Origin of the sequence: Cohnella hongkongensis (genome assembly GCF_042654645.1) — a bacterium.
GTDB lineage: Bacteria > Bacillota > Bacilli > Paenibacillales > Paenibacillaceae > Cohnella > Cohnella hongkongensis.
In genome coordinates this window covers 63,547-78,728 of the sequence record NZ_JBHSEP010000022.1, presented here as the reverse complement: position 1 = coordinate 78,728, position 15,182 = coordinate 63,547, and the positions used below count along the sequence as shown (strand labels likewise).

Genomic DNA, 15,182 nt, shown 5'->3' with positions numbered 1-15,182 from the left:
TTGTCCCCTTTCCGATCCCCCCGATGAATTATTTAATAAAGGCTTTGATCGTGGCGATTCGCCGGCCTTCGCTCTCGCCGTATGGGCGAATCGTGTAAGGACCGACGCTGGCCGGGATAATGAACGTCTCCGCATAGTGGACGACAAAGGGCTCGAACGCTCCCGCAGGGCTCTCTACAATTGCCTCCCTGCCCTCGATCAGGTTCAGCATGTTCACCTTGCCCTGCGTGTCGTGCTGAACCGGCGAATCGAACCAGTGACGGCGCGTTTCGATGAACTCGAACTCATGCAGGCCCGTTCTTTCTTCCACCCAACCGTCGCCTTCCGCTATCTTCTCTACGCGGTTCAACAGATTTTTTCGCACCCATTCCTCGGAGCGATCCCACTGCACGTTGGCTTTGCCGTGACGCAGATGAACCGGTCTCGGCTTGCCGTCCAGACCTACGCGGTCCCAATCCCACAGCTTGAAAGTAAATATATAAGGCGTAGCGCTGATCTCCAGCACCATCGAACCAGTAGTCGAACAGTGGACCGTGCCGGACGGAATCAGAACGTGGTCGTGCTTCTTGACCGGGTACGTTTGAACAAAACGTTCCGAAGGGAACGATATTTCCCCTTTTTCCGCGCGTTCGAGCTGCTCGAACATTTCCTCCGGATCGACCCCGTCCTTCACGCCCAAATAGACGATCGCATCCGGGACCGCGTCGAGAAAATAGTAGCTTTCGTCCTGCGTGTAGCTCATCCCGAAATGCTCGCGAATGTACTCGCTCATCGGATGAACCTGAAGGCTCAGATTGCCGCCTTCCATCGTGTCCAGAAAGTCGAAGCGAATCGGGAATTCCGCTCCGAAACGGGCGTAGACGTATTCCCCAAGCAGCTCCTTCGGGCGATAGAAGATCGCATTAACAGCCGGCGTTTCTATGCGGACTCCGCCGTAGGTCAAATACAGGCTGTTCTCCTCGGGCACCCCGTCGAAGCTCCAGGCGTAATTTTTGTCGCTCTGCGGCAGATCGCATACCTTCTCCATCCAGGTGCCGCCCCACACTCCGGGGTCGAAATAAGGCACGAGCCGGAACGGACGGCGGGCCACCTGATCCAACCCTTCGAGCAGCGCCGCTCCCGTAATCATGTTTGGAGCATCCTGAATATGGGTGTCGAGATAATAATCGATTCGTTCGAACAATCCGCGCTTCAACCGGTCCGCCATTCTCCACTCGAAGAAGAAGCCCCGCTTGTACTTTTTAAGGATGTCCTCCTCGCGATTGTCCGTCATCCAGTTGCCGAATTCCTTGCTGCGGTATCTCTGCTGGATTTCCCAACGAGCCAGATCCGCATAGACCAACAGATCCGGTTCGGCCACGAGCGAAGCCCCGAAGCCGATGATCACGACTACACCGTCGGCGGCTTCTTCAATCGATCGCCGCAGCCGCTCGATTTTGCCTGCGTCATAGAAATCTTCCAGACGATGAGGGTACATGTATCCGAAGACCCTGTCGTCCGTCAGGTATTTCCCCACCTTCTCCTCGAAGAGGCCGCTATCGATTACCGCATCCTTGGCGAACAAGACGACGCTTGGGCGAAGATGGGCGGACAAGCCGGCCGCAATCTCCGTTTCCCTGACCGACGGATAGCATTCGACCGTCAGAATCCGCTTTTTCTTATCCGATCGGGAAGCCGCTTCAGCCAGCTCGCGCGCGATTCGTTCATAGCCTTGCCACGCCTGTCCTTCATTGCGATGAATGCAAATTTCTGGGAACTTGTTATAATTGGATGTGCTCATGAGGTCTCTTCTCCTTTTCTATCTATAAGCTTGTTTTAGTCGCCGTCGCATATCAGATCGACATATCGCAAAAATCGGGCGTACCGATCCGAGACGATCCCGTCCCGGTCTTGGCCTGACACGAGATGGCTGCCGGGCGCAGCGGCCAGCCGCAGCGGGTCCTTGCCCTCAATCCCCGCCTTGGCACAGAAAAATGCGCCGAGACTCGTCGACGATACGGGGTCGTCCGCAACTCTGACGGACTCGCCCAACAGGGTTGCCAGCCGTTCGGGCATATCCGGGGCCCGTAACAGACCCCCGGATACGAGCAGCGGCTGGTCGGGAGCCAGCAGGCCCCGCTTTCGGAAAATATCCTTGATCATGCGAAGCTGAAACGCAACTCCCTCGAATACGGACGTGTAGATTTCCGTTTTGCCGTGCCAGGAAGCCAGTTGGAAAAAAGTGCCGCGAGGCTCGCTGAACCAATGCGGAGATCGCTCTCCGAACATATAAGGAAGATGATAGGGCAGCTTGCTGTCCGGATAGCTGCCCAGCTTCGCGCCGTCCAGCCATTCTTCGGCCCATGCCAGCGCTTGACCGGCCGCCTGCATCGAGCCTGTCGGCACGTAGCCATGTCCGTAGGCATAAGCCATCAGCCCTTGGTCTCCGCGCTCCGGCGGACGGTTGCTGTATGTGCTGATCCAGGCCGAGGTGCCGATCTGGCAATATCCTTGGCCGAATTCCGCGATGCCCAGTCCGAGACAGGACGAGGGGCCGTCGCCCATCCCGATGATGACCGGAATGCCCGATGCAAGCCCGAGCTTGGCTGCCGGCGCCTGCAGCAGCCTGCCCGCGATAGCGCTGGAAGGCACGATCCGGGGCAGCACGTCAGCCGGAAGCTTCAGCGCCCGGCACACCTCGTCCGACCATTCCCGCGTACGAATATTCATCATGCCTGTGCCGGAAGCATTGGAAATGTCGGTGACCCTTGCGCCCGTCAGACGGAACGCCAGCCAGTTCTGGGCATCGAACATCGTGCTTCCGGCAATCAGCTCCGGATAGCGGGTCTGAATCCACATCAGCTTGGCAAAAGGCAAACCGGCGTCAAACCGCTGACCTGTCCATTCATAGAATTGTCCTTCCGCAAACGCCGGAGAGAGCGGCTGAATGACGGATGCGGATCTCCTGTCCTGCCAGGTCATGGCGGGCAGCCTCGCTCGCCCTTCCGAGTCGGCCAGCACGCAGCCGCTCATCTGGCCGGTAAGGCCGATCGCCGCCACCTCGTAGGCGGCACCGAACCTCTCCATCAACGACGCAGAGGTATCGAAGGCCGCCCGAAGCCAATCCTCCGGATTCTGTTCGGCTTCCCCGCCAGGCCCCAGCTCGACATCGTACCCCGCCTGCTCGGTCGCCACAACGCCGCCTTCATCATTCCACAAACACGCCTTAAGCGAGCTGGTTCCAATATCAAATGTCAGAATCGCTTCTTTCCTTACCATTCGATCACGACCTTCAAGCTTTTTTGCGGTTGAGCGGCGCACTGGAACGCTTCTTGAACGTCGTCCAGCCGAAAGCGCTGCGTAATCAGCCTGGACGAGCGCATCCGTTCGCGCGCCGCAAGCTCGATCAGCTTCGGGTACGTATGCGCGTAACGGTACGCTCCCCTGACGGTCGCCCCCTTGTACACCAGCTCCAGCACACGGAGGTCGAGAGGCTGGTTCGAGAGGCCGATCAGCAGAAGCTCTCCCCCTTTTCTCATGGCATGGAAAGCCTCCGATATTGCCGCCGGATGCCCGGTCGTATCGATGACCAGATCGGCTTCGGGAAGCCTCTCTCCTTCGCGGCCGGATAAGATCCGCCTATCGAGCTCGAAGCCCTGCCGCTCGGCCAGCTCGAACCGTTCCTTTAACTTGTCCGACACGCTGCAAACGATGTGCGGGTACAGCCGACGAAGCAGTTCGTAGGTCAGCAGTCCAATCGAGCCCGCACCGATTACGAGCGCCGACGACACTTTGCTCATATCGGTCTGCTCCATCGCGGCAAAGGCGACGGAGAGCGGCTCCAGCAGCGCCCCCTCATCCAACGACATCGTGTCCGGCAGCTTCCATACCGCATACTCGGGCCACAGCACCTGATCCTGCAGCGCCCCCGGATAACCCTTCGAAGCCATGAAGCGCATATTCTCGCAATATTGATAACGGGACTGACGGCAATAGGAGCAGCTGCCGCACCAGCGTCCCGGTTCGATAGCCACGCAATCGCCGGGCTTCACGCTCGTGACCCGTTCTCCCGTTGCCAACACGATGCCGGAAGCCTCGTGGCCGATAATAATGGGGAGCTCCACTTGCGTCGACACGGCCCCATGCAGGAAATAATGAATATCGGAGCCGCATAGCGTAACGCGCCGAATTTGAACGAGCACCTGATCTCCCGTCGCCCGTCCCGGCTCTTCTATCTGGCGAACGATCATTTGTCCCGGCGCCGTCAGTAGTGCTGCTTTCACCGCATATCCCCCCTTCTCTTATTTCAGCCCCATGGAGAACCCGCGAACGAGATACTTCTGCAAAAAGATCAGCAGCAGGATTTGCGGCAGCATAGCCAACACGGAGGCAGCCGTGATTTGTCCCCACAGCGTGCCTGTCGGGGTAATAAACTGCGCGATCTGCACAGGCAGAGTCTTGTTTCCTTCCTCGGTCAACAGAAAAGAGAACGTAAATTCGTTCCAGCATTGAATGAAAATAAAGCCTCCGGCAGCCACGAGCCCCGTAAGGTTAAGCGGCAGCGCAATCCGAAAAAAAACCGTGACCCGATTCAAGCCGTCCAGCATGCCCGATTCGTCGAAATCATTCGGAATATCGTCGAAGAAGCCCTTCACGATCCAAACGCACAATGGAAGATTGGCAAGGATCAGCATGACGACAAGAGGAACGTGGGTGCTCGTCAAATCCAGTGTCGTCCAGAACAGAAAAAACGGAACCATCACGACAATAGGCGGTATCATCTGGGGCGACAGCACCCAAAGCTGCGTATTTTTAAGCGGTCTTCCTTCCCAGCGGGAGAAGGCGTAAGCGGCCGGCGCGCCGAGCAGCAGCGTGCCGAAGGTCGCCAGAAGCGACGTCTTCAGACTATTCATGAAAGGACCGAAAAAATCGCTTTCGAGAATGGTGCGAAAGTTATCCAGCGTCGGCGTAAAGATGAGCTTGGGCGGCATCGATAGCGCATCTACGGGATATTTGACGGAAATAGAATAGATCCAATAAATCGGCAGAACGCAAAAGACGAGCATCGCCGCAAGAAATAAGAAATATACGAAATTCCACGGATCGCGTCCGGTTCTCATTTAGCAATCGCCACCTGTCATTATGAAGCATTTTTCGGAAAGAGCACCTTGAAGAAGGCAAACAAAATCACGTTCAGCGCGATCAAATAAATAAACGACAGCGCTCCGCCATAGCCGAAATCGTTATTCACAAAAGCGACGTTGAAAATATGAATGTTCAGCGTCTCGGTCAAATTGCCCGGACCGCCTCTAGTCGTCATATAAATCTCAGCCCAAACCTTGAAGCTGAAAATGATTTTCAAAATGATCGTAATCAGAAAGTTCCGCTTCAGCAGCGGGATCGTAATGGACCAGAACGTTCTCGCTCTGCCTGCGCCGTCAATGGCGGCCGCTTCGTACGGCTCAGGCGGGAGCGATTCCAGCCCGGCCAATACCATCAAAAAAATGAAAGGCGTCCACTGCCACACGTCGATAACCACGAGCGAGGAAAATGCCGTAGAAGCGTCGCCGAGAAAACCGACGGAGTAAAATCCCAGCTTGGAGGCCAGATAAGAGAAAAATCCGTTCGTGGGACTGAACAGCTGCGCCCAAGTGATCCCGGTGACCACCGAGGGAACCATCAAAGGAAGCAGGATAAACGTGCGCATCCAGCGCGAATACCATTTGTTCAGCAGCCGGTAAGCCGCGACAGCCGTTAGCGTTCCAAGAATCAGCTCCACAGACAGCGTAACGACCACATGCTTCATGGAAATCCAGAAGGCGTGCCATGCGCTCGAATCGCTCACGAAAGCAATAAAATTGTCAAGCCCGACAAACCGCATGGAGCCCTGCTCCATCGTGTTATAAGAGGTTAGGGAAACGTAAAGCAAATAAACCGTCGGATATATAGTCAGCACAAAGATAAATACCAAAGCCGGCATCAGCATCTAGAACAATACTTTGTTCCGCTGGGATAAGCGCCTAAACGGATTCAACAAATGGCCATTCAATATTTTCTCCCACCTTCTGACTCCTTGGAGAAACACGCCGGGCTTTCGCACGATTCGACGTAGTCGACGAATGTGCCAAACCCCGGCATGCGTTCGGTATGACTATGGAGTGATTTTAATTTCGTTTTGCGCTTTTTTCATTGCCGCTTCAGCCGTTAGCGTGCCTGAAGTGACGCCGGATACGAGCGTGCCGAGCTCATCTCCCACCTGCGTCCAGTTTTTGATCATCGGTCGATAATCGGGAGCCGCGACGTTAATGTTGTTGAAGGTGACGTCCGACCATTCCCCCCACGCGCTGAACAAGCTGCGGTATTCGTCAGCCTGCCATACCGACTGGCGCGCAACGTCGGAGCGTGAATGCTCGACGGCGGATTTCAGCTGCACCTCGGGGCTGAGCGCCCACTGAATAAACTTCCAAGCCGCTTCTTTTTTAGTCGAGTTTTCAGGAATAAACATTCCCCAAGCCGCAAGCGCGGGGAAGGTGCCGTTAGGGCCTTCCGGAAGCGGCGCGTAGCCGACCTTGCCGGCTACCGCGGACTTGGTCTTATCCTCAAGCGTGCCCGCAAAGGTGGAAGCGTCTATCATGAATGCCGCTTTTCCTTGCGCGAACGTGTCCAGCGCCTCCTGCCAACCGATGCTCGACGCTCCGGGAGGACCGTACTTGGTCAAAATATCGCCGTACCACTTCGTCGCTTGAATTCCCGCCGGCGTATCGAAATCGTTGGCGTCTCCCGCAAGGAATTGACCGCCGAAGGAACGGTATATGCCGGTCCAGATAAAAATGTTCAGTCCGTTTCCTCTCTGGCCGCGCATCACGATGCCGTATTGACCGTTTTTCGGATCATGCAGCTTCTCGGCGGCAAGCATTAATTCGTCAAGCGTTTGGGGAACCTCGACTCCGGCCTTGTCCAGCATCTCTTTGTTATAGAATAACTCTGTCGTTTCGGCGTACAGCGGCAAAGCAAACTGCACCCCGCCGTTAGCCATCTGCTTAAGCGCCTGCGGCATAAAGTCGTCCAGAGCAAGCCGGTCGTCGTTCGTGACGTTCTTGTCGGCGATCAGTTCGCCGAGGTCGGTCAGCATTCCGCCATTGTTCCACTGGCTCAAATACATCGGATCCGCCATACCGACGTCGATCGCGTCGCTGCCCGACGTCAGCGCAACCTGCTGCTTATCCAAAATTTGCGGATAAGGCAGCACGTTCAATTCCACCGTTATCCCCGCTTCTTTCTCAAACTCCGGTATAAGCGGTTTCAATGCGTCGATCGATGGATGATACTGTGCGTAAAACGTAATTTTTTCTCCTTTGCCGGCCGACTCCGTCTCCTTCTCCGTATTCGAGGTCGATTCGGGCTTTTCTGAAGAGCAAGCGGTTAAAGCCAAAGTCGATGCCAAAGATATCGCTAGCGCAGAACGGATCCATTTTTCCATGATGATCAAGCACCCCTTTATTTTATAGACTTGCCAAAACTTTTCGCTGATATTATCTTTCTACCAATCACCCCTTTTTGTTATCTTATATCATTTTTAGCCATATATTCGAATTCATTTGTTATTTTATATCGTTAAAATATATATGTCAACGATTACATTCTATATTTTTCGTTTTGAATTCATTCATTCACCTTTTGATGATATAATATATCACGAAAGGAGAGGGATCGTAGGGTGAACTCCGATGAGCGCAAGATTCGCATGGAAAAATACATTGAGCAGCATTCCGACGTGTCCGTAGCAGAGCTGTGCGAGCACTTCAACATCTCCTCCATGACGGTATGGAGAGATCTTAATTCTTTGGAGGAACGGGGCATCATTATTCGCAAGCATGGACGCGTCATGCACGTCAACGCTTTGACCAATTTTCTCGAGCCCAAATTCGCAAGCAAGCAGTCGGTGTATAACGCGGAGAAAGAAACGATCGCCAAATACGCGGCCAAACAGTTCGTAAAGGACAATCAAATTCTCGTGCTGGAGGGAGGAACAACGGTTTCCTACCTCGTTCCTCATTTGAAAGACCGCAAAGTGACCCTCTTGACCAACGGTCTCGATGTGATGAATCTTGCGGCCGAGCACTGCCCCAAGGCAAGCTTGATGGCCTCCGGAGGCTTGTTCCGGCAAACCTCCCGCACCTTCGTCAGCTCACAAGCCGAAAGCTTCTTCCAGAAAAACAATTCCAACATCTTCTTTTTCAGCGCCACGGGCATCACGCTTGAATCCGGCATTACCGACCCGAATCCGTTGGAAATCGAAGTGAAAAAAAGAATGGCGAAAAATTCAAACCAGAAGATTCTGCTGATCACCTCCGATAAGTTCGGGGTCAGCTCCTTGACGGAGATTTTTCCGCTTGGGGAAATCGATCATCTGGTAACGGACGCTAACGCGCCGAAGGATGTGCTCCAAAAGCTGGACCAGCTGGGCATTCGCATTCATATCGCCGAATAGCGAACGAGCTTCCGCGATAATCAGAAAGATTATCCAAGCATGCAAAATGCTCCCCTTACAGCAGACAGGTGAACCTGTTACTGTGGGGGAGCATTTTTGAGATTCGCATATCTTTATTTTACGAAGCCAAGCAGCATCTCGCGGATCATCTTCGAGGCGACGATCGGCGTCATCTCCGTCGGATCGTAGATCGGAGCGACCTCGACGAGGTCGAAGCCGACGACGTTGACGCCTGAGCGGGCGATCGCGTGGATCGCTTCCAGCAGCTCCTTCGACGTAATGCCTCCCGCTTCGGTCGTTCCCGTGCCGGGGGCGGCCGACGGATCGAGCACGTCGATGTCGATCGTCACGTAGACCGGACGGCCGGCCAGGAAAGGAAGCTCCTTCTTAAGCGGCTCGGCCACCTCGAAAGGATGGAAGTGGATCCCGGACTCCAGCGCATAGATCCAATCGTCCTTGGAGCCGGAGCGAATGCCGAACTGGTAGATGTTGGACGGTCCCATCAGCTCCGCCGCCTTGCGAAGCGGAGTGGAGTGGGACAGCGGCTCGCCCTCGTATTCCTCGCGCAGATCGGTATGCGCGTCGAAGTGCAGAATCGCAAGGTCCGGGTACTTCTTGTAGACCTCCCGAATGACCGGCCAGCTGACGAGATGCTCGCCGCCGAGGCCGACCGGAATTTTGCCGTCGGCCAGCACGCCTCGCACGTAGTCGCCGATGATGTCCAGACTCTTCGCCGCGTTGCCGAACGGAAGCAGCAAGTCGCCCGCATCGAAATAAGCCAGATCGTACAGGCTGCGATCCAGATACGGGCTGTATTCCTCCAAACCGACGGAAGCTTCGCGAATGCGGCCGGGACCGAAGCGAGAGCCGGGACGGAAGGAGACGGTGTAGTCCATCGGCATTCCGTAGATGACCGCTCGGGAAGCCGCGTAATCGTCGGAGCTGCAGATGAACACGTTGCCGGAATAGGCTTGGTTTAAGCGCATAGCGTTAGCGGGTCTCCTTTTATTTCGTCAGATCCTCGACGAACTTCGGAAGCGCGAACGCCGCCTTGTGCAGCCGAGGCGAGTAATATTGGGTGTCGAGCTCGGGAAGCCTGCTCTCGTCCACGGACAGCGGATCGTATTTCTTGCTGCCCATCGTGAACGTCCACAGGCCGCTCGGATAGGTCGGGATGTTCGCTACATAGACGCGCACGATGTCGAACACTTCCTTGACGTCGCGATTGACGCTGCGGATCAGATCGGCCTTGAACCAAGGATTGTCCGTCTGCGCCACGAATATGCCGTCTTCCTTCAGCGCGTCGTGAATGCCTTGATAGAAGCCCTTCGTGAACAGGTTCACGGCCGGGCCGACCGGCTCCGTGGAATCGACCATGATCACGTCGTAGGTATTTTTATGATCGTGAATATGCATGTAGCCGTCGTTTACGATCACTTCGACGCGAGGGTCGTCCAGCTTGCCCGCGATGGAAGGCAAGTATTTCTTCGAATATTCGATCACTTTGCCGTCGATGTCGACGAGCACCGCTTTTTTCACTTCGGGATGCTTCAGCACTTCGCGGATCACGCCGCCGTCTCCGCCTCCGACCACGAGCACGTTCTCCGGATTCGGATGCGTGAACAGCGCCGGGTGCGCCACCATCTCATGGTAGACGAATTCGTCCTTCTCCGTCGTCATGACCATGCCGTCGAGCACGAGCATGTTGCCGTACTCTTCCGTCTCGATCATGGCGAGCTCCTGAAAATCCGTCTTTTCGTGGACCATCGTTTGTTTAATTTTCATCGTGATGCCGAAATTCTCGGTTTGCTTCTCCGTATACCACAGTTCCATGGAGGACATGCGCGATCCCTACTTTCTATGAGCTGAATGCTGCCCGCTTATTGTACCAAACTAGAAGTATTATATAAGATCGACGCCAAAAATCAACAATTCGATGCGGAATTTAATCTTCCCTTGACGATTATCGGTTCGGCCCGCAACGACGCTGCCGGGAATAGCCTTCCCCTTCCTTCTCCATACTACGGAGGAAGCGATTTCCACCCACGCTCCGAAGGAGGCCTTAGGATGGAACGTCAAGCCGACAAAAGCAAACAGGCCGACCGCCGAGCCCCCGTATGGATCAAGCTTCGGCGCAGAATCGGCTGGATGACGCTGTTCACGCTGACGGCTATGGCCGCCGCCGGCTTCCTGCTGCTGAAATACGCGCCGCTCCCCGCAGGAGCGACAATGCAGACGACCCGGATCGTCGACGCGAACGGACAGACGATCGCCAGCCTCAAGGGCGGCGTTAACCGGCCGACCGCCAGGCTGGCCGATATCTCTCCGTGGCTGATCAAAGCGACCCTCGCCGTCGAGGATCGGCGCTTCTACGAGCACGCGGGCGTCGACTGGCGCGGTCTGGCGAGGGCGGCCTGGATCGACTTGCGGCACATGTCCAAGGAGCAGGGCGCAAGCACGCTCACGCAGCAGCTTGCCCGCAATCTGTATCTGTCGCACGAGCGCACGTGGACCCGCAAGCTGAAGGAAGCCTGGTACGCGGCCCGGCTGGAGCAAACCTTCGACAAGGAAGAAATTCTGGAGCTGTACTTAAACCAGATCTACTACGGACACGGAGCTTACGGCGCGGAGGCCGCGGCCCGGCTTTACTTCGGCAAGTCCGCGAAGGAGCTGACCGTCGCCGAGAGCGCCCTGCTCGCCGGCATTCCCAAGGGGCCGCGCTACTACTCCCCGCATCTGAATCCGAAGAGCTCCCGGGCGCGCTCGCGCAAGGTGCTGCACGCGATGCTCGACACCGGCCAGATCACGAAGCTGCAGGCCGACCGGGCCCTCCGCGATAACGTCGCCGTTCGGCCTCTGCCTCAAGAGGAAGAGCGCGCCGCCCCCTATTTCGCGGAATACGTCAAGAAGGTCGCGGTCGAACAGCTTGGCATCGACGAGAGGCTGATGAACGAAGGGGGACTGACGATCCGGACGACGCTCGACCTTCGCGTGCAGCAGATGGCAGAAGCTGCCGTTAAGAAAGGATTGAAGGGGGCGAACGAGGAGCTGCAGACGGCGCTGATCGCCGTCGATCCCCGCAACGGCTATATCAAGGCGATGGTCGGAGGTCGGAATTTCCGCGCGAACCAGTACAACCGGGTGTTCGCAACGACGCGGCAGCCGGGCTCCTCCTTCAAGCCGATCGTGTACGCGGCGGCTCTGGAGAGCCGGACGATTACGCCCGCGACGCGCTTTCGCAGCGAGCCCACGCTGTTCTACTTCGATCACGATCGCCAGATCTACCGGCCGAGCAACTACAACGGGCGCTATTTCCACGGAGATATCGGGCTTCGTCAAGCGATCGCCGCCTCCGACAACATCTACGCCGTTCATACGATCATGCAGACCGGACCGGAAGCGGTCATCGCCATGGCGCGCAAAGTCGGCATCTCCTCGCGGCTCAAAGCGGTGCCTTCCCTCGCCCTCGGCACGTTCCCGGTCAGCCCGTTCGAGATGGCTTATGCTTTCTCCGTCTTCGCGAGCGGAGGCTACCGGGTCGAGCCGGTGGCGATTACGCTCGTTCAGGATCGCCGGGGCAAAATTTTGTACGAAAGCCATCCGAAGCGGGATCCGGCCATCGAGCCCGCCCTCGCTTACGTGACGACCCATCTCCTGAAAAGCGTACTCGACAGGGGCGGAACCGCGCGGAGAATATCGAAAATGCTGAATCGACCTGTCGCAGGCAAGACGGGCACGACCGACTCGGACGCCTGGTTCGTCGGCTATACGCCGGAGCTGGCGACCGCCGTATGGGTCGGCTACGACCGGGGACGGCCGATTACGTCGGGAGAGGCGCACCGGGCCGCGCCGATCTTCGCCCAGTTCACGGAGTCGGCGCTGGCGGGATCTCCTCCGCAGGGCTTTCCCGTGCCGGAAGGCGTCGTTCATGCCTATATCGATCCGACGACCGGACTTCTCGCCTCTCCCGCTTGTCCCGGAGAAGGAGCGGTCGAGGTGTTCCTGCAAGGCACCGAGCCGGCTCTGCCGTGCGGGCCCCTCGGACCGGCCGCCGAGCCGAATCCGCTCCGGCCCGATCAGCCAAGCCGGCCCTGGTGGAGCAAGCTGCGCCGCTGGTGGCGTTCCTGAGGCGCCCCGCCTCCGCAAGCTTCAGGCTTCTCCGCCCTTGGCCGCCTGATCTTGCAGCTTGCGGAACTCGCCCGGCGTCACGCCCTCGTACTTGCGGAAAAAACGAATAAAGCTGTTCGCGTTGTTATAGCCGATCTGCTGGGCAATCTCGCTCAGATTGAACGACGTCTCGCGCAGCAGCGTTTTGCTTCGGGCGAGGCGGACGAGCGTCAGATGCTCGAGCACCGTCTTGCCCGTGGACTGCTTGAAGATTCGGCTGAGGTAGGCCGGGTTCAGCTGCACGGCGTCAGCGATATGCTCGACGGAGATGTCCTCGCGATAATGCTCCGCGATATACGCGACAGCTGCATCGACCTTCGAAGGGCTGCGCTGATGGTTTCTGAGCTGAACGATCGTCTCCAGAAACAGCTTGTCCAGCCAGAGATGGATGCTCTCGATCGTCTCGTGTCTGGCCAGCTCCCGGTAGACGTTCCCTTCACCGAAGACGTTCTCCCACGGCAGACCCGCATCGACGGCCAGATCGATCGCCCCGTCGATCAGACGGTGGTACACGCGATAGACCATCTCGTGGGACAGCCCCGGCTGGCTCTTGAGCTCCGCCTTGAGCTGCTCCAGGCAAGCTCGCGTCTGCTGCTCGTTGCCGGCCCGAATATGGTTCATGAGCAGCTTCTCCAGCCGGACGGGGTAGAAATATTGGAAGGCCGGCGCATATTCTTCGTCTTCGTGAAACAGCGTCTTGCGATCGTCCGTCAGCAGCTTCCGGCGAATAACGTCGGAAGCCTGCTGGAAGGACATATGCGCGTCCGCCAGCGCGTCGACGGGCTGGCCGAAGCCGATCGTCGCCGACAGATTCAAATACGAGCGCACGGCCTGAATGATCTCCCCCGCCATCTCCGCCAGGCGGACGCGGTCGAATTCGGCCGCCGACTCGAGATTCGCCAGCACCGCAATCTGATTGTCCGCAATCTCCGTCCCCAGACAGACGTAGTGGCCCGAAACGACCTCCTGCACGATATTGTGCGTCGCATAGCGGAGCAGGTTCAGGTCGCTCGCGCTGTATCGTTTCCTCAAGTCCGCATACCCGTCGAGCTCGACGATCATGACGATGAAGCCTTGCGGCGTGATCGGCAGCCTCATATCGTCCACCTTTTGCTCCAAATCCCCGCTGACCCGGTTATAGAACAATTGGTAGAGAAAGCGGTCGACGATCGCCGAGTGGCCGACCTCGTTTGCGGCCTCCAGCTCCTTGTGCCTGTGAATGAGCTGATCCACCATGCCCGCCACGTAGACGAGAGAGTCCGGCTTCCCCGACGAGGGGGGCAGCGCCAGCTCCTTCTGAACGCGCTTCGTTTTCTCGAACAGGCGTTTAATCGGATTATACATCGACCGGGACAGGAAGAAGGAGATGACCGCGCCCAGCGCCACCAACAGGAAGCCCGTCAGCACGATGACCCTGCGGATGTATTCCAGCCGGTTCTCCAAGTAGCCCAGCGAATCGACGGAGACGATCGTCCACCCGTTCTGCAGCGGTGACCCGATCGAGATCAGCGCCTCCTGCCCGCCGAACCTTCCGACCCAGGAACGCCGCTCCTCCGACGGAGCCAGCGCGGCCGCCCGCTCCGCCATCCGAAGCTCCTCCTCGTTGGCCGGTCGGGGGAACGCCGAGAGGACGGCTCCCCCGGAGTCGGCCAGATAGATCCGGTTGTCGCGGTCGGCTCCCATCACCTCGAGCAGCTCGTAAAACCGGTCCTCGAACATATGAATCGCCACATATCCCGTATTGCTGGGGAAAGCGACCGGAAATTTGCGCACAAGCGTCATGACGCGCTGCACATTGCCGTCCTGATCCACGAACGAGCGGGTAGGCAGCCACAGCTGCTCCTTGCCGCTGGCCGAAAACTCGCGAATCCAGCCGTCGTTCGCCTGATTCGTATAGTGTCGGTTCGGAGCGTCCGAGGAGAGAATCAGATTGTTTTTGCGAAAATAAATTTGCACCGCCTGCACATACCCGCTTTCGGAAGCGAGCGTGGAGATGCGGTCCCGAATCTCGTTCAGCAGATACGGGTCGTCCACGTTCGTCGAGGACGTATAGATTTTGCCGTCCAGGCCCAGCTGCACCGATAACGTCGTCACGTCCAGCAGCAGCCGGTCGGCCGACAAGCCCGTTTGCCTCATCGCGTTGGACGTGCCTTGGCGAATCTCGTCCAGAATGGTAGAATACATCAGTTTATAGGAAGAGAGGCTTAGCAGAATAACGGGCAGCAAAATGACCAGGAAGAAGGAAAGAAAATAAAGCACGAATTGCTTGTTTGGTTTGCGCGGAGTCCAGCGCTGCTTCACGGCCATTACAGCCCCTCGCTTCCATGTTGTCTCGCTCAAGTCGCATCTACGATTATGGCACAGCCGAATCGGAATTGGGAACCGCAACCCCTGCCGCAGCGGTCAAATATCAGGAATTGAACATCGATGTCAAAAAGTTGATACCGCCAAATGTGCTGATTCGGGATACGGACGTCAGAAATGTGTGATTTACCGCAGGCCGCGGCCGTTCTATGATAAACCGAGCAAGGCAACCCCCTGCGAA

The 15,182-nt window shown here is 57.1% G+C and carries 11 protein-coding genes; 2 read left to right on the top strand and 9 right to left on the bottom strand.

What is annotated here, in order from left to right; all coding sequences use genetic code 11:
* Positions 1-28: 28 nt before the first annotated feature.
* The 6 genes from ACFO3S_RS22830 to ACFO3S_RS22805 form a co-directional block, all read right to left on the bottom strand.
* The gene (locus tag ACFO3S_RS22830; RefSeq protein ID WP_378100759.1) at positions 29-1,780 is read right to left on the bottom strand and encodes a class I mannose-6-phosphate isomerase; all 1,752 of its coding nucleotides are present in this window, start codon (positions 1,778-1,780) and stop codon (positions 29-31) included.
* A gap of 35 nt (positions 1,781-1,815) precedes the next feature.
* The gene (locus ACFO3S_RS22825; protein ID WP_378100757.1) at positions 1,816-3,258 is read right to left on the bottom strand and encodes a xylulokinase; all 1,443 of its coding nucleotides are present in this window, start codon (positions 3,256-3,258) and stop codon (positions 1,816-1,818) included.
* Complete coding sequence (locus ACFO3S_RS22820) at positions 3,252-4,262, bottom strand: zinc-dependent alcohol dehydrogenase (RefSeq protein WP_378100755.1); 1,011 nt, start codon at positions 4,260-4,262, stop codon at positions 3,252-3,254. The genes ACFO3S_RS22825 and ACFO3S_RS22820 overlap by 7 nt, the downstream gene beginning before the upstream one ends.
* Before the next feature lie 18 nt (positions 4,263-4,280).
* A complete protein-coding gene (locus ACFO3S_RS22815; protein WP_378100753.1) occupies positions 4,281-5,099 on the bottom strand; it encodes a carbohydrate ABC transporter permease in 819 nt (272 codons plus the stop codon).
* A gap of 20 nt (positions 5,100-5,119) precedes the next feature.
* On the bottom strand, positions 5,120-5,860 hold the full coding sequence (locus tag ACFO3S_RS22810; protein ID WP_378100751.1) for a carbohydrate ABC transporter permease: 741 nt from the start codon (positions 5,858-5,860) through the stop codon (positions 5,120-5,122).
* A gap of 270 nt (positions 5,861-6,130) precedes the next feature.
* Entirely contained in the window at positions 6,131-7,459 is a 1,329-nt protein-coding gene (locus ACFO3S_RS22805; RefSeq protein WP_378100750.1) for an ABC transporter substrate-binding protein, read from the bottom strand.
* A gap of 237 nt (positions 7,460-7,696) precedes the next feature.
* On the opposite strand from ACFO3S_RS22805, the gene ACFO3S_RS22800 reads away from it, so the two are divergent.
* The gene (locus ACFO3S_RS22800; protein ID WP_378100749.1) at positions 7,697-8,470 is read left to right on the top strand and encodes a DeoR/GlpR family DNA-binding transcription regulator; all 774 of its coding nucleotides are present in this window, start codon (positions 7,697-7,699) and stop codon (positions 8,468-8,470) included.
* A 113-nt stretch (positions 8,471-8,583) separates the two neighbouring features.
* Here ACFO3S_RS22800 and speB read toward each other — a convergent pair whose 3' ends face one another.
* Both speB and speE read right to left on the bottom strand, forming a co-directional pair.
* Positions 8,584-9,456: an agmatinase gene (speB, locus tag ACFO3S_RS22795; RefSeq protein ID WP_378100748.1), complete on the bottom strand. Its 873-nt coding sequence runs from the start codon at positions 9,454-9,456 to the stop codon at positions 8,584-8,586.
* Positions 9,457-9,475: 19 nt separating this feature from the next.
* Positions 9,476-10,303, bottom strand: a complete 828-nt coding sequence (speE, locus tag ACFO3S_RS22790; RefSeq protein ID WP_378100822.1) for a polyamine aminopropyltransferase — start codon at positions 10,301-10,303, stop codon at positions 9,476-9,478.
* Between the two features lie 234 nt (positions 10,304-10,537).
* Between speE and ACFO3S_RS22785 the strand changes: the two genes are divergently transcribed.
* Entirely contained in the window at positions 10,538-12,598 is a 2,061-nt protein-coding gene (locus ACFO3S_RS22785) for a transglycosylase domain-containing protein (protein ID WP_378100747.1), read from the top strand.
* A gap of 21 nt (positions 12,599-12,619) precedes the next feature.
* Here the strand turns inward: ACFO3S_RS22785 and ACFO3S_RS22780 are convergent, their stop codons facing one another.
* Positions 12,620-14,938 carry a helix-turn-helix domain-containing protein gene (locus ACFO3S_RS22780; protein WP_378100746.1) on the bottom strand — a complete coding sequence of 773 codons (2,319 nt, stop codon included), beginning with the start codon at positions 14,936-14,938 and terminating at the stop codon, positions 12,620-12,622.
* Between the last annotated feature and the right edge of the window lie 244 nt (positions 14,939-15,182).